General features: G+C 73.2%; 14 protein-coding genes and 2 pseudogenes. 9 read left to right on the top strand and 7 right to left on the bottom strand.

Going from position 1 to position 18,529, the window contains the following annotated elements:
• Positions 1 to 2 precede the first annotated feature (2 nt).
• The 4 genes from ACZ466_RS11665 to ACZ466_RS11650 all read right to left on the bottom strand — a co-directional run bounded on the left by ACZ466_RS11665 (position 3) and on the right by ACZ466_RS11650 (position 3,433).
• Positions 3 to 683, bottom strand: coding sequence for a sensor histidine kinase (locus ACZ466_RS11665; RefSeq protein ID WP_378279687.1), 681 nt, complete (start codon positions 681 to 683; stop codon positions 3 to 5).
• Between the two features lie 137 nt (positions 684 to 820).
• Positions 821 to 1,720, bottom strand: coding sequence for a hypothetical protein (locus ACZ466_RS11660; protein ID WP_378279685.1), 900 nt, complete (start codon positions 1,718 to 1,720; stop codon positions 821 to 823).
• A complete protein-coding gene (locus ACZ466_RS11655) occupies positions 1,717 to 2,289 on the bottom strand; it encodes a PASTA domain-containing protein (RefSeq protein ID WP_378279683.1) in 573 nt (190 codons plus the stop codon). The genes ACZ466_RS11660 and ACZ466_RS11655 overlap by 4 nt, the downstream gene beginning before the upstream one ends.
• 127 nt (positions 2,290 to 2,416) lie before the next feature.
• A complete protein-coding gene (locus ACZ466_RS11650) occupies positions 2,417 to 3,433 on the bottom strand; it encodes an NAD(P)H-dependent amine dehydrogenase family protein (RefSeq protein WP_378279681.1) in 1,017 nt (338 codons plus the stop codon).
• Between the two features lie 123 nt (positions 3,434 to 3,556).
• Here ACZ466_RS11650 and ACZ466_RS11645 point away from each other — a divergent pair, with 123 nt between their 5' ends.
• Positions 3,557 to 4,240, top strand: coding sequence for a TetR/AcrR family transcriptional regulator (locus ACZ466_RS11645; RefSeq protein ID WP_378279679.1), 684 nt, complete (start codon positions 3,557 to 3,559; stop codon positions 4,238 to 4,240).
• A gap of 60 nt (positions 4,241 to 4,300) precedes the next feature.
• On the top strand, positions 4,301 to 4,717 hold the full coding sequence (locus ACZ466_RS11640) for a nuclear transport factor 2 family protein (protein ID WP_378279677.1): 417 nt from the start codon (positions 4,301 to 4,303) through the stop codon (positions 4,715 to 4,717).
• On the opposite strand, the gene ACZ466_RS11635 is transcribed toward ACZ466_RS11640, so the two are convergent.
• Positions 4,707 to 9,161: an Hsp70 family protein gene (locus tag ACZ466_RS11635; protein ID WP_378279675.1), complete on the bottom strand. Its 4,455-nt coding sequence runs from the start codon at positions 9,159 to 9,161 to the stop codon at positions 4,707 to 4,709. The two genes, ACZ466_RS11640 and ACZ466_RS11635, sit on opposite strands and share 11 nt — an antisense overlap.
• A gap of 323 nt (positions 9,162 to 9,484) precedes the next feature.
• On the opposite strand from ACZ466_RS11635, the gene fdhA reads away from it, so the two are divergent.
• Positions 9,485 to 10,696 (top strand): formaldehyde dehydrogenase, glutathione-independent, encoded by a 1,212-nt coding sequence (fdhA, locus tag ACZ466_RS11630; RefSeq protein ID WP_378279673.1) that lies wholly within the window; start codon positions 9,485 to 9,487, stop codon positions 10,694 to 10,696.
• Positions 10,697 to 10,766: 70 nt separating this feature from the next.
• Here fdhA and ACZ466_RS11625 read toward each other — a convergent pair whose 3' ends face one another.
• Positions 10,767 to 12,050, bottom strand: a complete 1,284-nt coding sequence (locus ACZ466_RS11625; protein WP_378279671.1) for an RNA polymerase sigma factor — start codon at positions 12,048 to 12,050, stop codon at positions 10,767 to 10,769.
• A 15-nt stretch (positions 12,051 to 12,065) separates the two neighbouring features.
• The gene (locus tag ACZ466_RS11620) at positions 12,066 to 12,485 is read right to left on the bottom strand and encodes a YciI family protein (protein ID WP_378279669.1); all 420 of its coding nucleotides are present in this window, start codon (positions 12,483 to 12,485) and stop codon (positions 12,066 to 12,068) included.
• Between the two features lie 219 nt (positions 12,486 to 12,704).
• On the opposite strand from ACZ466_RS11620, the pseudogene ACZ466_RS11615 reads away from it, so the two are divergent.
• From ACZ466_RS11615 to ACZ466_RS11590, 6 genes and pseudogenes are all read left to right on the top strand, one after another.
• A pseudogene (locus ACZ466_RS11615) lies at positions 12,705 to 12,842 on the top strand (RNA polymerase subunit sigma-70); the annotation flags it as partial.
• Positions 12,808 to 12,990: pseudogene (locus ACZ466_RS11610) on the top strand (hypothetical protein); the annotation flags it as partial. The pseudogenes ACZ466_RS11615 and ACZ466_RS11610, both read left to right, overlap by 35 nt.
• A gap of 27 nt (positions 12,991 to 13,017) precedes the next feature.
• Entirely contained in the window at positions 13,018 to 13,476 is a 459-nt protein-coding gene (locus ACZ466_RS11605) for a nuclear transport factor 2 family protein (RefSeq protein WP_378279954.1), read from the top strand.
• Positions 13,477 to 13,563: 87 nt separating this feature from the next.
• A complete protein-coding gene (locus tag ACZ466_RS11600) occupies positions 13,564 to 15,288 on the top strand; it encodes a hypothetical protein (protein ID WP_378279667.1) in 1,725 nt (574 codons plus the stop codon).
• 479 nt (positions 15,289 to 15,767) lie between these two features.
• The gene (locus ACZ466_RS11595; RefSeq protein ID WP_378279665.1) at positions 15,768 to 16,394 is read left to right on the top strand and encodes a hypothetical protein; all 627 of its coding nucleotides are present in this window, start codon (positions 15,768 to 15,770) and stop codon (positions 16,392 to 16,394) included.
• A 57-nt stretch (positions 16,395 to 16,451) separates the two neighbouring features.
• Positions 16,452 to 18,524, top strand: coding sequence for an SPFH domain-containing protein (locus ACZ466_RS11590; RefSeq protein ID WP_378279663.1), 2,073 nt, complete (start codon positions 16,452 to 16,454; stop codon positions 18,522 to 18,524).
• Positions 18,525 to 18,529 lie beyond the last annotated feature (5 nt).

Below are 18,529 nucleotides of genomic sequence, written 5' to 3'. Positions count from 1 at the left end.
CGTCAGTCGTGGCCGCCCTCCTGGACGGGCCGGCACGGGATCACGGCCCGGACGCTGAATCCGCCGCCGGGCAGGGCGCCGGCCACGAGATCGCCATCGAGCATCCGCATCCGTTCGCGCAGGCCGTTCAACCCTCGTCCCCCCGCCGGGAGCGGTTTCCGCGGCTTCGGCGCGGTGCCGGAAGGGCCTTCGGTGGTCACCTCGATCTCGATGTGCTCGTCGCCGTGCCGGAGTTCCACCGCGGTCGGCCGCCCGGTCGCGTGCTTGATCGCGTTGGTGAGCGCCTCCTGAACCACCCGGTAGGCGGCCAGTTCCACGTCCACGGCCCGCGGCCGGGGTTCGCCATGCTCGGTCCACGCGACGGGCTGGCCGGACAGCCGGGCCTGTTCGACGAGGTCTCCCACCTTGCCCAGGGCGGGCGCCCGCCCGCCGCCCGCCGCCGACACGCTGGTCGCCTCCAGCACCCCGAGCAGCGAGCGCAGCTCCGCCAGCGCCCGCCGCCCGGTGCCGCTGATGGCCGCGAGCCCCTCGGCGGCGCGGTCGGGCGCGGTGCGGACGAGGAACTGCGCCGCGTCCGCCTGGACGACCATGGCGGTGACGCGGTGGATCACGACATCGTGCAGCTCGCGGGCGATGCGGGCCCGCTCGGCGTTCGTGGCCACCTCCGTGGGCGTCGTGCTCATGGGGGACCTCCGTCGCTACGGCCGCGGCCGTTCGGCGGCCACACGCAAGGTTAGGAAGACGGGCTCGTCCGCGGGTCACCCGCTGATGGACGGTTTTCTTAGCTCTCGCGGGGGATGCGCGGCCGGGGAGCAGGAGATCAGCAGGCGGGGGCCGGGACGGTGCCGCGCGAGGTCGTCGGGAGGAACTCCAGCCGGAACGAGGAGGCGCGCGGCAGCAGGATGGCCGTCCCGTTGCGCCGCGTCCAGGCCCGGGACAGGAAGACGTACTGGTCCCCGGACCGGATCACCAGCTTCAGCCCGTCGTACCGGAACCGGTAGGCCGACGCGGGCTCCGCGCAGCGGACCTCCCGGACGCCCGGCGCGGTGATCCGCAGGCTCTTCTCGCTGTAGATCACCACGTCCGGGTAGTCGGCCAGGTTCGCCACGTACCGGCGGGCCCGGCCCTCGCCGACGGCGGACGAGTAGAGCTGCGCCGCCCAGAACAGGCTCAGCGAGACCAGCGTGAACACCACGATCCACTCGACGACCGCGGCCGGGCCCTCCGGGCGGCGGTGCAGGTGGTTGGCGTACGCCAGGAGCAGCACCCCGCCCCCCAATGCCAGCGGCGGCACGACCAGGAAGCGGGTCAGCGGCGTCGTGGTGAAGGCGCTCACCAGGCCGGCCGAGGCGAGCACCAGCCCGGCGGCCGCCATGCAGACGCGCAGCACGCGCATCAGCCGGGGCCGCGGCCCCGCCGTCAGCCGGGCGCGGAGCTCGGTGTGCGCCCAGAAGACGACGAGCGCGCCGCAGGCCGTCACCGTCAGCGGCGCGAACAGCGCGTCCAGGCTGCGGAGCAGGTAGTCGGTCGTGGTCAGCCCGAGGGCGGTCGAGTGCACGCCGAAGTAGTTGAAGAACCAGTAGGCGTGCGACCACCCGAAGTAGTAGAGCAGCGCGGTGAGCAGGGTGGTCGGCCCGACGACGGCCCCCAGCGAGGTGCCGAACCGCCGCAGCCCGGACGCCTGGGGCGTCTCCGGCGGAGGGGCGCCCGTCGCCGTCACGAACTCGGCTCGCCGCTGGGCGCGACCGGGGGATCGGTGGGGGGATCGGTGTCGGTGACCGGCGGCGACCCGTCCGGTGACGGCCCCTCGCTGCACAGCTCGTCGCCTTCTCCGGGCCGCCCGCCGGTGATCAGGGTCACGGTCTCTCCCGGCTGGACCGTCTCTCCCTCGGGCGGGTCGGTCTCCAGGTAGATGCAGTCGGGGTACTGCTGGTTGGGGCCAGGCCGGGCCACCACGGTGACGCAGGTGTCCGATCGTCCGGCGGCACGGCACTTGTCCCGGAAATAGGCCCTTGCGAACGCCAGGACTTGCTCGATCGGTTTCCCGTTGAGGTTGATGTCCGGCATCTTGAAGGGCGCGCCGGGCGCGTTGCCGCCGCCTCCCGACCCGCCGCCGCCCCCGCCTCCGGCGCCGCCGGCCTCACCGCCGGGCGCGCCCGGGGCCTGCCCGCCGCCCCTTCCGCCCGGTTCGGTCGACAGCGCACCGCCACCGTCACCGCAGGCGGACGCGGTGAACGAGAGCGTGAGCACAAGAATGAGAATCGGTGGCAGCGCTCGCACGGTCGCCATGCCGGCCTCCCCGTTCGCCCGCGGATCGGGCCCCCGTAGGGATAATCCGCTCGGCGAACCGCGCTGACCAGACGCGGATGTGATCGAGGGGTGACCGTTAGTGGTCACCCCTCGCGCGGGGCGGGGGTCAGGCGACCGAGCCGGCGGTGATGAGGGGCAGCTCGTCCACCGTGACCAGTCCCGGCGCGGCGGCGACGACCGCGGGGATCGCGTTGACGGCGGGGTTGGCGGTGTGGGCGTTGCGGTCGACGGCGTCGTCGGGGTCGAGGTACTCCACCCGCATCCGGACGCCGGGCACGCCCACGATCTCCACGCGGTGCCCCTCCTCGATGGGCCAGTTCGGCTCCATGGCGTCGCCGAGCCGCCACAGCAGGCCGATCTCGATGAGCGTCCGGCCGCCGACGATGCCCTTCCAGATTCCGTTGATCCCGCACACCGTGCCCTGGGGGAGCCGCATCCAGCCCAGGTCGATGTCCTCGGCGGCGACGCCGAACTGCGGGTCGTAGCGCACCTCGTCCAGTTCCACGCCGAGGGCCTTGGCGACGACCTCGACGGCGTCCATGAACACCAGCTGGCGCTCGCGGGCCAGGTCGCCGATGCCGGGGGTGTCGGGGGCCTTCCCGAAACCGAGCGCCGACCAGGTCTCCTCCGAGGCGTAGTGGGAGCAGTCCGAGGCCTCGAAGATGGAGATCCGCTCCACCTCCCGGCAGGCGGAGGCGGCGGTGAGCGCGATCGCGCCGATCAGCCCCGGGCTGATGCCCGTGCCGTAGAGCGAGGCGCCGCCGCGCCGGGCGGCGGAGTGCAGCCGCTCCATCTCCGCGTCGCCGTAGGAGTGGCCGGTGATGAAGTTCGCCGTGGAGATGACGTTGATGCCCGCTTCCAGCAGGCGCACCATCGCGTCGATGTCCCAGAGCAGGGGCATGTACAGGACCACGTCGGGCTTGAGGGCGACGATGTCGTCGATCTCCGCGGTCGCGGTGATGCCGAGCGGGCCGGTGCCGAGCAGCTCGCCGACGTCCTTGCCCGCCTTCTCGGGGCTCCACGCGAAGCAGCCGGCCAGCTCCAGCTCGGGGTGCTTGAGCACGGCCCGCACCGCGGCCTTGGCCACGCCGCCCGTCGTCCACTGAACCACACGGATCGCCATGCCGATTCTCCTTCGCCTCGCGCCCGCCGGAGCCGCCGGCATCCGGCCTCCGGGCGAGCGTAAGCCGAAAATCTGACCTCGGTCAACATTTTGTGGCCCGGTGACATGGGTATTCTGTGGGCTGTGGAGAGCGATACGCCGACGGCTCGTCCTGGGGGCCGTGCTGACCACGGTCAGCGCCGTGCCAACCTGACCCAGTCCCGGTCCCGCGAGACGAAGCGCTCGCTGGCGCAGGCGGCGATCGCGCTGTGGCGGACCAAGGGCTTCGCCGACACCACCGTCGCCGACATCTGCCAGGCCGCCGGGGTCTCCAAGGCGCTGTTCTACTTCTACTTCCCGCGCAAGGAGGACGCCCTGCTGGAGGCCGGGGTGGTCTCCACGCGGGAGGCGCGCACGACGATGCGGGAGCTGCTCGGCGGGCCCTACGACCTGGCGGAGGTGATCGTCGAGATCCTGGCCGCGCTGGAGCGGAGGATGAGCCGCAGCCCCCGGGACCTCATCATCGAGACCATCCTGGAGGGCCACCGGGCGGAGCACCGGGCCCTGGCCGAGGGCCGCTCGGACGAGCACCACGCGACCAGGTTCATGTTCCTGGAACTCCTGGAGCGCGCCGCCGCGGACGGCAGGCTGCCGCCCGGCCTGGACGTCCTGCACGTGGCGCGGGTCGCCCAGTCGCTCATGGAGACCGGTGCCCGGCACTGGGCGGTCGGCGAGTACGGCGACCGCGGCTTCGCCGAGGTGGTGAGCCGCGACATCCTGGCGTACCTGGCCGGCTGCGGCGTCGCGCTGGAGACGCCGCGATCTTGACCGGGCGCCCGCCCCGGTGCTAGGCAGATGCCCAGCAGAGATCGACAGGGAGGCTGTGCCATGGACGACCTCGAAGCGATCAAGCAGTTGAAGGCGCGCTACTTCCGGACGATGGACACCAAGGACTGGGCCGGGATGCGGCAGGTCTTCACCGACGACGTGACCATCGACACGACCGATTCGGGCGGCGGCGTCATCACGGGGGCCGACGCGTTCATCGCCTTCCTCCAGGAGGTGCTGGGCGACCGGCCCACGGTGCACGCCGGCCACATGCCGGAGATCGAGCTGACCTCGCCGACCACGGCGACGGGCATCTGGGCGATGAAGGACATGCTCCGCTGGCCGGACGGCAGCGAGATGCACGGCTACGGCCACTACCACGAGACCTACGTCAAGGCCGGCGGCGTCTGGCGCATCTCCTCCTCCAAGGTCACCCGCCTGCGGGTGGACGACGTCCCGGCCCCCGCTAGCCGGTGAGGCCGAAACCGGCGCTGGTCAGGAGCGGGGCGAGGGTGTCGATCGTGATCGCGAAGGACGCTCGCTCGGAGCGGGCCGGGGCGGACAGGACGCCGATCACCTCGCCGACCTCGTTGAGCAGCGGGCCGCCGGCGCTTCCGGGCGGCACGCGCAGTCCCACGCGGTAGAGGTTCAGGTCCTGCTCCGGGAACGACTCGAAGGCGTCGACGACCCCGGAGACGAGAGACCCGCCGGAGACGATGTGGACCGGGTCGCCGATGCGGACGAGCTTGGCGTGGCCGAGCCGGAGCGGCGGCGACGGCACGGGCTCGGCCAGCTGGAGCAGGGCCGCGTTCAGGTGGGGGGAGTCGGGCGTGAACACGTGCCCGACCTGGAGCGGGACGCCGGTGCCCGTCTCGACGGCCTGTCCGTCCTGGGCAGGGCGGCCGGTGAGCACGAGGCGGTCGGAGATCAGGAAACCGCCGCCGCCTGAGGGCACCCGCAGGAGCGCGGGCCCGATCCGCCGCAGGAACTCCTCCGGCCGGGCCGGGTCGAGGACGGCGGTCCCCAGCCGTTCCGCGTTGGCGGCGAGCGTGCGGCGGTACTCGGCGGCGGCGCCGGTCTCGGCCAGGCAGTGCAGGTGGCGGCGCACGTCGTCGGGCCCGGCCGGCGGCTCGTCCAGCTCGGCCAGGGCTTCGAGGGCGCGGACGTGGTCGCCGGCGGCGTGGTGCCCGCGGAACCGCAGGAGCGGGTCGGCCTCCAGGGCGGCGACCCTGGCCAGGACGCTGTTCCACAGCGTGACCTTCGCCAGCCCGGGGCGTACGCGTTCGAGGTGGTCGGCCAGGCGGGTCCGCAGGTGCTCCCCTTCGGCGGGGTCGGCCGGTTCTGCCCGCTCGTCCTGACCGGCCTGGCCGGCCAGGTACTCCTCCGCCTTGGCGGCGAGGTCGAGCAGCGGCGCCCGCGCCGACAGCAGCTCGGTCTCCAGCTCCGTGGCGGCCGGGCTGTAGATCTCGGCGAGCACCCGCTCGGTGCCGGGATCCAGGCGGGCCCGGGACGTGCGGTGGCCCTCCAGCCGCCCGCGGAACTCCCTGAACAGCGGCTCGGCGTCGCCGCGGCGGGCCTCCCCGACCAGTGCGGTCAGCTCCTCACGCAGCTCCGCCAGCCGGCGGCGCCGGGCCTCCCGTTCGACCTGCCGCCGGTGCCGCTCGGTCATCCGCGCGATCTCGCCGGGGGAGAGCAGGGTCGTGTCGGCCACCTTGATGGAGTTGCGGTTGCCGGTCAGCCGGTCCCTGGCCGTGACCTCCAGGACGCAGCTGCTGTCGATGGCGAAGGTCACCTCGATCTCCGGCTCGCCCTTGGGGGCGGGCGCGATGTCGCCCAGCTGGAACTCCCCGATCTTCGACGCGGGGCGCAGGTCCCCGTTGTAGATCTGGATGAGCACCACGTCCTGGTCGTCCCGGGTGGTGGTGTAGGTGCCCTGCCGCTGGGTCGGGATGGAGGTGTTGGCCTCGATGAGCGAGGAGAACTCCTCTTCGCCCGGCGACGGCGCGACGAGCAGGCCGAGCGCCAGCGGCGTCACGTCGATGAGCACCTGTCTGCCGTGGACGCCGCTGAGCACGGCGGCCTGGAAGGCGGCGCCGACGGCCACCGCGGTCCGCGGATCGGCCAGCACCTTCCGGCGCAGCCCGAAGACGTCCTCGACCACCCCCGCGACCTGCGGTGCGAGCATCGGCCCGCCGACCAGCACCAGATGCTCGGGACGGTCCAGGAGGGACTTCTTGAGCCGCTCGCAGGTCTCGCGGAGGGTCCGCAGGGGGCCGGCGAGGATCTCGGCCAGCTCGTCCCGGCCCAGTTCCAGGCGGAAGCCGGGGTCGCCGTTGAAACCCGGCAGCGGGTAGGCGGCGTACGGCTGGTCCGAGAGGCTGATCTTCAGGTACTCGACCGCGATCTCGAACCGCAGCCGCTCCTTGCCCTTCTCCGGCACCCGGACGCCGTCGCGCGCGAGCCGCCGCTCCACGGCCTCGGCGATGACGGCGTCGAAGTCCTTGCCCCCGAACCCGTTGTCGCCGGTCACCTGGTGGACCTCGTAGACGTCGTCCTCGACCGACAGCGCGCTGAGGTCGAGCGTCCCGGCGCCGAGGTCGACCACCACGACCTCGCCGGTCAGCCGCCGCTGGCGGGCCGCGGCGATGCAGGCGGCGGTCGGCTCGTGGATGAGCCGTTCCAGCTCCACCCCGGCGATCCGGCAGGCGTTGCGGGTGGCCTGCTTCTGGTTGTTGCGGAAGAAGGCGGGGATGGTCAGGATCGCCCGGGGGCGCGTCAGCCGCGGGTCGTGCTCGTCGGCCAGCCAGTCCAGCCACTCGCTCCGGACCTCGCCGAGCTCGGCGCGGGCCAGCTCGCCCGCCCGTTCCAGGACGCGCTCGGCCAGGAAGTCCTCCACCATGCGCCGGGCATGGGCGATCAGGCGGGCCGCCACCTCCTCGGTCCGGTAGACGCGGTCGCGCATCCGGTACTTGGTGGCCCCGCCGATGCGCCGCTTGGCGGCGCCGATGAAGCCCTTCACCCAGCCCGCGAGGACCTCCTCCCCGGACACGCCGACCCGCTCGTTGCCGTCCTCGTCGACGGTGAGGGTCGAGGCGAAGAACGGGCGGCCCTTCCAGCGGCAGAGCACCGGCTCCCCGGTCTCGCCGTCGTAGATCGCGACGGCGCAGGTCGTGGTGCCCAGGTCCAGCGCCCAGATGCGGGCGTAGCGGGCGTCGACCTCCTCGCGCGCCCGGGCCAGCCAGGCCGCGGCGCCGTCCTCGAACGGCCCGCGGCCCTGGGCGCCGAGCGTCTCCAGGGCCCGCCGGACCTCGGCCTCCAGGTGCGGGGGCAGCAGGGAGCCGTCACTCAGCCGCCGGAGCTCCTCGAAGCCCGCGGTGGCCCGCCCCTTGCGCTCGACCGCGCGCAGGCACAGCTCGGCCAGCCGTTCGGTGGCGCCCGAACGGCGCAGCGCCTCGATGAGCCGGTCGTCCTCGACCGCGTCGTCCCCGAGGCTCGCGATCAGGCAGCGGGCCGCCTCGGCGGGCCGGCCGGCGCGCAGGTAGAGGTCGGCCGCCGCCTCCAGCGCGCCCGCCTCCGCGTGCAGTTCGGCCGCTCCCACGACGTCCCCGCCCGCCTCGCGCGCGTCGGCGCGGGCCCGCCAGCCGCCGGGGTCGTCCCGGAGGACGCGCTCGGCGTCGCCGGGCCGCCCGGCCTTGAGGTAGAGGCCGTGCGCCCGGTAGAGATCGGCGGCCCGCTCGGCCTGCTCGGCGGCGGCGAACAGCTCGCCCGCGCTCTCCTCGAAGCGGCTCCACTCCTGGTGGACCGCCTCCGTGGCCTCTTCGGACGCGGCCCGCTCGGCTTGTCCGGCGAAGTGCCGGCGGCCGGTCATGACGACGGCCTCGCGCCGGGCGGAGGAGTCCCGGAGCCGCCCGGCGATCTCCTCGGCGGGCTCGGTCACCTCCTCCAGGCGGGCGACCACGGCCCGCGCGCGCCGGGCCGCCTCGGTGTACTCCGCCCGTCCGACCAGCGCGTCGATCTCGGGCCAGGACGCCGCGGCGAGCCGTCCGAGCCGGTCGGGCCGATCAAGGGGGCAGGTGGCCAGGGCCTCGTGGAGACGCCCCAGCCGCTCGTGGCATTCGCTCTCCCGGTCCCGCAGCCCGGCGGCCCGGAAGTGCGGCAGCGCCTCCTCGTGCTCGCCGCGGTCGAACAGCAGCTCGCCCGCGCGTCCCTCCAGGGCGGGCAGGGCCTCGTCGCCCTCGCGGCGGGCCAGCGCGATCCCGGCCCGGACATCGTCGACGCGCGGCGACCGCAGGCAACCGTCCAGCGCCTGGCGGCGCCGCGCGGCCGTGTCCGCGAGGTGGACGGCCCGCTCGCCGTGGCCGAGAAAGGCGTGCACCTCGAACAGATCGGGCAGCGAGGACTCGGGCAGTCCGGCGAAGAACGCCGTCCACAGCTGCTCGTCCCGGCCGAGGGGCGCGCTCTTCAGATGGGCGCGCAGCGCGGCGGCGAGGGTCTCCCGGTCGAGGACGTCCAGTTCCCGCCAGCGGTCGAGCCGGGTCACCAGCCGGTCGGCGTCGCCCTGCGCGCCCAGCAGCGAGGCCGTCCCGTCGCGGGCCTGCCGCGCCGTGTCCGCCAGGCCGAGCCGGGTCGCCAGCTCGAACGTCACGGTCAGGACGTCGAGATCGCGGCCGGACGCGAACCCCGCCAGCAGATCCCGCTGCTCTTGGGGGAAGGCCGGAGCGTGGACCTCGCCGGGGAAGCGGGCGTCGTAGTCGCTGAACAGGCGGCGCGCCAGCGACGGCTGCTCGCGCAGCGCCTCGATCAGGAGGCGGCCGTAGTCGCGGGCCGCCTTCTCCAGCCGCTTGCCGGTCGGTGCCGCGCCCGCGAACGCCGCCTCCAGCCGGCGGAGACGCCGCTCCCCACCCCAGTCGAGCAACGGCATCGCTCTGCCTCCCAGGCACCCCGACAGACCGGTCGCCAACATGCTAGAGAGACCTGCCGGTCAAACCTAAGTATTTGCGTACAGATCGACATCCCGGATGATCGAGCGCGGCCGGGGCGGAGCGCGGTGGCCGCCCGGTTTAGTGCGGGCGGGGGTGCGGTATCCCGCAATTAGGGGCGGACTTTCGCATGCGCGCGGGTCTGTCCGAAAAGGCGCCCGCTCAGGGCGTGAACCGCGGCCGCCGCGCGGCGGACCGCAGAAGGCTTGGGGCAGCACGCCCCGGGGAGCGCCGCCGAACTCAATCCGGAAACGGGGGATCACTGATGGCGGACACGAACCGAGGCGTGGTCTACGAGGGGCCGGGCAGGGTCGAGGTCGAGGACCTGGAGTTCCCGAAGCTGGAACTGGACGAGCAGAACCACCGCAAGCTCGAGCACGGCGCGATCCTCAAGACCATCGCCACCAACATCTGCGGATCCGACCAGCACATGGTGCGCGGCCGGACCACCGCGCCCGCCGGCCTCTCGCTCGGCCACGAGATCACCGGCGAGGTCGTCGAGACGGGACGGGACGTCGAGTTCATCAAGAAGGGCGATCTCGTCAGCGTCCCGTTCAACATCGCCTGCGGCCGCTGCCGCAACTGCAAGGAGCGCAACACCGGGGTCTGCGAGAACGTCAACCCCGCCCGGGCCGGCGCCGCCTACGGCTACGTCGACATGGGCGGCTGGCACGGCGGCCAGGCGCAGTACGTGACCGTCCCCTACGCCGACTGGAACCTCCTGAAGCTCCCGGGCGACCGGGACCGGACCATGGCGAAGATCAAGGATCTCGCCATGCTGTCGGACATCTTCCCCACCGGCTACCACGGCGCGTACACGGCCGGGGTGACCACCGGGTCGACGGTGTACGTGGCGGGCGCCGGGCCGGTCGGGCTGGCCTGCGCCACCGCCTGCTTCCTGCTCGGCGCGGCGGTGGTGATCGTGGGCGACATGAACGCCGAGCGGCTCGCGCAGGCCCGCAGCTTCGGGTGCGAGACGGTCGACCTGTCCCAGCACGACGACCTCGGCGAGCAGATCGCGCAGATCCTCGGCACCCCCGAGGTGGACGCCGCCGTCGACTGCGTCGGCTTCGAGGCCCGCGGCCACGGCCGGGAGGCCGGCGGAGAGCGGCCGGCCACCGTCCTGAACTCGCTGATGGACGTCACGCGGGCGGCGGGCGGCCTGGGCATCCCGGGCCTGTACGTCACGGGCGACCCCGGCGGCGTGGACGAGAACGCCAAGATCGGGCAGCTGGGCATCCGGTTCGGCCTGGGCTGGGCGAAGTCGCTCACCTTCGCCACCGGCCAGTGCCCGGTCATGCGGTACAACCGGCAGCTGATGATGGCGATCCTGAACGACCGGGTGGAGATCGCCAAGAACGTCAACGCCACCGTCATACCGCTGGAGGAGGCCCCGGCGGGCTACCAGGAGTTCGACAAGGGGGCGGCGCGCAAGTACGTGATCGACCCGAACAACCTGGTGGGCGCCGGAGTCTGAGGACCACTCCGCCCGGCCCCGTCCCGCCCCGGCGGGCCGGGGCCGCGGCGTACCGGGCGCGGGCGACCCCTCAGGAGAGGGCGGCGAGCTTGCGCTCCAGGACCGCGCGCTCGCGCTCGTTGCCGCACAGCCGCACGGCCCGCTCCAGCTCGGCGCGGGCCTCGCCGGTACGACCCAGGCGGGTGAGCAGCTCCCCGCGGACGCTCGGCAGCAGGTGCGAGTCCGGCAGCGTCCCGGCGTCCGCCAGCCCGTCCACGATCGGCAGCGCCGCCGCCGGGCCCTGGGCCATGGACACCGCCACCGCCCGGTTCAGGTCGACCACCGGGGACGGCGCGAGCCGGCCGAGCGCCTCGTAGATGAGCACGACGCGCTCCCAGTTCGTCTCCTCGACGGACGGGGCGACGGCATGGCATTCGGCGATCGCCGCCTGCAGGCCGTAGGCGCCCAGGCCCCGGCCGGCCTTCTCCGCGCGGGTCAGCGCGGCCCGTCCCCGGCCGATCGCGGAGCGGTCCCAGCGGCCGCGGTCCTGGTGCTCCAGCAGGACGGGCTCGCCGTCCGGCCCGGTGCGGGCGGGGAACCGCGCCGCGGTCAGCTCCAGCAGCGCCAGCAGGCCGTGGACCTCCGGCTCGTCCGGCATCAGCCGGGCCAGCACCCGGGCCAGGCGCTGCGCCTCGCCCGCGAGGTCGAACCTGATCAGATCGCCCCCGGAGCTGGCCGTGGACCCCTCGGTGAAGATCACGTAGATCACGTTGAGCACCGAGCCGAGCCGCGCGGCCCGCTCCCGCGCCGGCGGCACCCCGAACGGCACCCGGGCCGCCCCGAGCGTCTTCTTCGCCCGGGTGATCCGGGCCTGCACGGTGGCGGTCGGGACCAGGCACGCCCTGGCGATCTCGTCACTGGTCAGACCGCCGACCACGCGCAGCGTCAGCGCCACCCGCGCCTCCCGCGACAGCACGGGATGGCAGGAGACGAACATGAGCGCGAGCATGTCGTCGTCGATCTGGTCCGGATCCCACAGCACGTCCTCGTCCTCCCGGGCCGGGTCGGGCGGGCTCCCCGAGACGGCGCCCCCCTCACCCAGGTTCTGGGCGAGGGCGGCGTACCTGTCGTCGCGGGCGGAGCGCCGCCGGAACGCGTCGATCGCGCGCCGCCGGCCCACGGTGAGCAGCCACCCCGCCGGGTGGCGGGGGACGCCGTCGCGCGGCCAGTTCACGAGCGCCTCGGCCAGCGCCTCCTGGGCGAGGTCCTCGGCGAGCGCGAAGTCGCCGGTGTAGCGCGCGAGCGCGCCGACGATCCGCGCGGACTCGATCCGCCAGACCGCGGCGACGGCCTCACGGCCGGTGGGGTCGGCCATCTCCGGGCGCCCCGCTCAGAGCTGCCCGGTGGACTCGCGCCACGCGCGCTCCTTCTTGATCCACTCGTTGTCCTGCGGGAACTCGTCGATCGTGGTGACGCGGCGGATCTCGGTCTTGAAGCCCGGACCGGTGATCGGCTGCCGCTTGGCCCACTCGACGGCCTCCTCCTTGGACGCCACGTTGAGGAGGTAGAACCCGCCGAACAGCTCCTTGGTCTCGCCGTACGGGCCGTCGGTGACCACGGGCGGCTCGGCGGAGTAGTCGACGACCACGCCCTCCTCGGCGTCGTCGAGCCCCTCGGCGGCCAGCAGCACGCCGGCCCGGATCAGCTCCTCGTTGAACCTGCCCATGGTCTCGATCATCTCGTTGAAGTCGACGTCCCCCATGCCCTGGTAGGCCTCGTCGGTGGCGCGCATGATCAGCATGTACTTCATCGTTCGATCTCCTGGCTCGTCCGGGCCCCGCTCCGGGAACCCTCTCACCCCAAGGTCGAACGGGAGGTTCACGGGATCGACACGGCCGCGGATCTTTTTCCGAGAACTTTCAGCGAGCGGCCGCCCCCTCCTCGTCCTCCTTCCCGGACTCGGGCAAGGCCGGACTGTCTCCCTTGGTGAGGACGTTCCTCACTACGGCCGGGCGAGCACGGGAGCGCGATGATGACGGGTGTGGCGTCGGAGCGGGCGGACTTCGGCCGGCTGGCCGACCGGTTCCGGCCGGATCTCGTCCAGGAGACCTATCTGCGGGCTTGGCGGTCCCTTGACGAGTTCGAGGGGCGGGCCTCGCTGCGCAACTGGCTGTACCGGATCGCCACCAACGCGTGCCTCAACGCGATCGAGTCGCGCGGCCGGCGGCCCCCGCCGACCGGGCTGGGCGGCCCGCGCCGTCCTGCTGCTGTGCGAGGTCCTCGGCTGGCGCGCCGCGGAGGCCGCCGAGCTGCTCGGCAGCAGCGACGCCGCCGTCCACAGCATGCTGCAGCGGGCCCGCGCCCGGCTGGCCAAGGCCGCCGGATCCGCCGAGGAGGTCGGCGAACCCGACGATCCGCACGAGCGCGACCTGCTCGACCGCTACGTCGCCGCGTTCGAGAACGCGGACCTGCCCGCGCTGCTGGGCCTGCTCACCGGCGACGCCGTCCGCGAGGTGGCGCCCGAGCCCGTGGAGCTGGCCGGACGCGAGGCGATCGGCCGCTTCCTGGCCACCGAGTGCCCCGCCTTCGGCACCTGCCGGATGGTCCGCACCGCCTACCAGGGCCGCCCGGCGTTCGCCACCTACCTGCGGGAGGAGGACGGCACCCACCGCGCCTACTCCGTCGAGGTCCTGACGATCACCCCGGACGGCATCGCCCGGATCGTGACCCACCAGCGCCCGGACCTGTTCCCGACGCCGGGCCTGCCGCTCTCCCGAGGCGGAAGTTCGATCAGAACCTAGCCGGGAGCCCTCCCGTCCAAGTCATGGGATGGTCTGTCACGCCCGGCCGACCGGCGCGAGCGGACCCGGGACGCGAGGAGCCCTCCGATGGCCAAGCCGAGATCGCGAATCGTCATGACCGTGGCGTGGTGGGCCTGGATGCCCCTCGCCGCCTGGCTCTTCTGGGCGCTCCTCCACACCGTGTTCGGGGGCGTGGGGACGTGGGAGCAGTGGTGGCGCCTCACCGTCGTCCGCTCCTGGTGGCTGCCGGGCGGCGACCTCGGGCACCCCACGTTCCTGTTCTGGCTGTGGGTGGCGATCGGCCTCATCGGCACCGCCGTCATCATGGGCGGCGGCCTGGAGGACCTCTACGTCGACACGGTGCCGGGCGGCGTCCCCGCCGCGGTCGCCGCCGGGGTCGCCGCCGCGGTCGTCCTCGCCTACCCGCTGCCGGTGGCGCTGTGGGACAACGACAAGGACGCCGGCCGGCACTACGGCACCGGGACGGTGTTCCACGACACCAAGGGCACCGCGCCGCCGTCGTCGCTCGGCTACCTGCTGGACGGCGCCCGCCCCGCCACCGCGGACTGCGACGCCCGCGGCCTCCACGACGTCCCCTCCTGCGTCAAGCACGACCAGCTGGAGGGGATCCGCTCCTTCGAGGGCCGCACGTCCAGCTTCGCGTCCGCGGACGCGATGATGGAGCACGCCGCGTCCCCGGCCCCCAAGGTCGACGCCTGGGAGCCGTCCATCACCTACTTCTACGGCTCCGCCCCCGGCCAGATGGGGGTCTGGAGCGCGATCCTGGACGGCTCGGGCAAGGCGACCCCCGCCTACGGCATCGCCACCTGGGACGGCAAGACCAACAACGTGCAGGTCGGCTGCCGCTTCAACGTCGGGCCGGACAACCGGTTCGACCGCGCCTTCGCCGGGCAGCGCGGCAACAGCCTGCGCAACCTGCTGGCCGAGAAGTACCCCGACTACCGCTACGACGACTCCGACGTCTGGGGCTACTGCAAGGGCAGCCGCCCCGTCATCGTGGTGGCCGTCAGCAGGCAGAAGGCGATCGGGCACCGCACGGTCGACACCGCCGCCGGCGTCCTGATCCTGGAGGGCGGGCCCAAGGGCGTCGCCCACCGGCACCAGGCCGACGTGAAGGCCGGGGAACTGCCCGGCCCCGTCTACCCCGACAGCCTGGTCGAGCGGCAGACGGACGCGACCGCCTGGGCGGCCGGCCGCAAGTGGAAGCAGCGCGCCTCGTTCGGGTTCAAGCCCACCAGCGACGACGTCCAGGCGGGCAACACCTCCGAGTACCTGCTGCGCGGCCCGGACCGGCGCCTGTACTTCGTGACGCCGCTGTCCCCGAACGCCTCCAAGTCGCAGGCGTTCATCGCCTACGCCGTCACGCCGGCGGACGTGGTCTCCTCCGGCCGCCTCAACCGCATGGACGTGTACGTGCTGCCCGACGGCGACCGCCGCGTCGCCAACCTCAACACCCTGGTCGGCCAGGCGACCAACGCCGTCCGCTCCACCGACCCCACCTTCCTGAACACCAAGGGGGAGCTGGAGGAGTTCACGCCGCTCGGGGGCGACATGTGGCGCGTGTTCGGCGTCCGCCGCGGCATCACCGAGTTCTACGTCGACCTGTCGGCCACGGGCCGTACCGCGCCCAAGACGGTGGCGGTCGCGGGAACCCCGCCCGCCGGACGGGCACCGGCCCCCGCCTCCGGCGCGTCGCCGTGCGCCAAGCAGCCGCGGCAGATGAACGAGCGGGAGATCGCCGACTGCATGACGGCCCTCGCCGAAGAACTGCGCGACAGGGACAGGCCCTAGCCCTGGCGGGGACATGCCGCACGACGGCGCGGACTGACCAGTGCATTCACGGCATTCATCCGCGGCGCACACATAAAATCTTTTGCTCGGCTAAAGGATGCGCTAGAGTGGCCACTGGTGTGCCGGGAAGTCTGGTCGGCGATACAGGAGAAGTGTCGCCAACTGGAGGTCGGATGACTGCCCGGAACCAATTCCTCGCGGCGCGTCATCCGGCGCCCCTGGCCGGTACGGCCGCGAACCCCTTCGGTCTTCGTGTCGCCGCGCTCAGCGCGGCCTTCCCGGATAGCGGCACCGCCCCGGGCGGCCGCGTGCGCCCCTCCGTTCGCTGAGGCGCGCTTCTTCCTTCCTTTCACGGCGTGATCCCCGCCCGCCGGACAGTGCTCCTTTCCGCATGGCCTCGACACGAAGGCGCTATTCGCATGGGCGATTTCCTTGCTGTCGCATTCGGTTATCCGACCGCGTTTCTCACTTTCTCGCTGGTGGTCGTCGCCGGTTACTGGGTGCTCGTCCTGACCGGGGGGCTGGGGCTCGACGCCCTCGACGCCGACGCCGATACAGGGGCCGGCGCCGACGTCGGGGGCGGCGGTCCCGGGGGTCTTCTCGCGGCGGGCGGGCTCGGCGGGGTGCCGGTCTCGGTCGCCCTGTCGCTGCTGCTGGCCATCGCGTGGTTCGGCAGCCTCGTGGGCTCGGTGCTGGTCGGCGGCGTCGGCGGAGGAGTGGTCCGGGCCGTCCTCGGAGGGGCGGTCCTCCTCGGCGCCCTGGCCTTCGCCTGGCTGTGCACCAGGCTGCTCGTCCTGCCGCTGCGGCGTGTCTTCCGTACTCAGGCGCCGCCGTCACTGCGCGACTTCGTGGGCCGGGCCTGCGTCATCCGCACCGGGCGGGTCGGGACCGGATTCGGCCAGGCGGAGGTCACGGCCGAGGACGGCTCGACGGCGCTGGTGCAGGTCCGGGTGCCCAGCTCCGACCTGCCCGTGGCGGGCGCGGCGGGCAGCGCCCGGCTGGGCCGCGGCAGCACCGCACTGATCTTCGACTACGACGCGGCGGAGGGGGTCTTCCTGGTGATGCCGTACGAGCAGTACGGGCTCCCGGGCGATCCGGCCCCCTGAACCGCCGACCCGAACCCCGCGTTGTTCCCCATCCCCCCTAGTAGACAGGGACTCCAGATGGACGCCATCACCATCGGGGCCGGCGTGATCTTCGCGCTGGTCCTGCTCGTCGCCCTCGGCCTGCTGCTGATGGTCACCCGCCTGTTCCGCAAGGTCGAGCAGGGCCGGGCGCTGATCATCTCCAAGCTCCGGAAGGTCGACGTCACCTTCACCGGCGCGATCGTGCTGCCGGTGCTGCACAAGGCCGAGATCATGGACATCTCGGTGAAGACGATCGAGATCGAGCGGACCGGCCGGGACGGGCTGATCTGCCGCGACAACATCCGCGCCGACATCCGCATCACCTTCTTCGTCCGGGTCAACAAGACCGCCGAGGACGTCAAGAAGGTCGCCGGCGCGATCGGGACGGCCCGCGCCAGCAGCCAGGAGACGCTGCAGGAGCTGTTCGCGGCCAAGTTCTCCGAGGCGCTCAAGACGGTCGGCAAGCACCTGGACTTCGAGGACCTCTACACGCGGCGCGACGAGTTCCGCGACCACATCATCCAGGTGATCGGGACGGACCTGAACGGCTACAGCCTGGAGGACGCGGCGATCGACCACCTGGAGCAGACGTCGCTGCTGTCGCTGGACAAGTCCAACGTGCTGGACGCGCAGGGCATCCGGAAGATCACCGAGCTGACCGCGCTCCAGCACGTGCGGACCAACGAGCACGCCCGCAACGAGGAGAAGGAGATCGCCCGGCAGAACGTGGAGGCGCGCGAGGCGATCCTGGAGCTGGAGCGCCGCCAGGCCGACGCCGAGCTGAAGCAGCAGCGCGAGATCGAGACCGTGCGGGCGCGCGAGCAGGCCGAGATCGAGCGGGTGCAGGCGGAGGAGCGGCTGCGGGCGCAGTCCGCGCACCTGCGCACCGACGAGCAGCTGGGCGTGCAGACCGAGAACCGCAACCGCGAGGTGGCGGTCGCGGAGAAGAACCGTGAGCGGGTCATCGCGATCGAGACCGAGCGGATCGAGAAGGACCGGCTCCTGGAGGTCATCGCCCGGGAGCGGGAGACCGAGCTGACCCGGATCGCCGCGGACAAGGAGGTCGAGGCGGAGAAGCGCACGATCGCCGAGGTGGTCCGGGAGCGGATCGCGGTGGAGCGGACCGTCGCCGAGCAGGAGGAGCACATCAAGCGGCTGCGCGCGGTCGAGGAGGCCGAGCGCGAGCGCCAGGCGATCATCATCCGGGCGGAGGCCGAGGCGCAGGAGAACCTCGTCAAGGACATCAAGGCGGCGGAAGCGGGCGAGGCGGCCGCCGCGCACCGGGCCCGGGAGGAGCTGACGCTGGCGGAGGCGCGGCGGCAGGCGGCCGAGATGGAGGCCGAGGCGAAGGTCCGGCTGGCCGACGGGCTGCGCGCGGAGGCGGCCGCCGCCGGGCTGGCCGAGGTCCAGGTGCGGGAGCGGGACGCCGAGGCGATCGAGAAGGTCGGGCGCGCCGAGGCCGCGGTGGCGCGGGAGAAGGCGCTGGTGGAGGCGGCGGCGATCCGGGAGAACCTCAAGGCCGAGGCCGAGGGGCTCACCGAGAAGGCCGGCGCGATGGCGGCGCTGGACGACGCCACCCGGCTGCACGAGGAGTACCGGCTGCGGCTGGAGGCGGAGAAGGACGTGCGGCTCGCCGGGATCGAGGTGCAGCGGCAGGTCGCCGAGGCCCAGGCCGCCGTGCTGGCCGCTGGGCTGGAGGGCGCCGACATCGACATCGTCGGCGGCGACAGCGTGTTCTTCGACCGGCTGGTCGGCTCGATCTCCCTGGGCAAGAGCGTCGACGGGTTCGTGGAGAGCTCCGACGTCGCCCGGTCCCTGGCCGGGCCGTGGCTGGACGGCTCGGCGCGGTTCACCGACGACCTGTCGCGGCTGCTCGGCTCGCTCGGCACCGGGGGCGTGCGCGACCTGACGCTGTCGGCGCTGCTGGCCCGGCTGATCAGGGACGGCGGGCCGGAGTCGGCGCAGCTGGGCGAGCTGCTGGAGACCGCCCGGCGGCTGGGCGTCGCCGACGCGCCCCTCACCGCACCGGCCGGCGTGCCGGTCGAGATGCCCGCCGAACCGCCGGTCGTGGCCGCGGCCAACCACGTGGTCAGCACCGTCAAGCACTGACCGGC

This window comes from Actinomadura rugatobispora (assembly GCF_055379765.1).
Note: the sequence above shows the minus strand (reverse complement) of the source record. Positions and strands in the feature narration are given on the sequence as shown.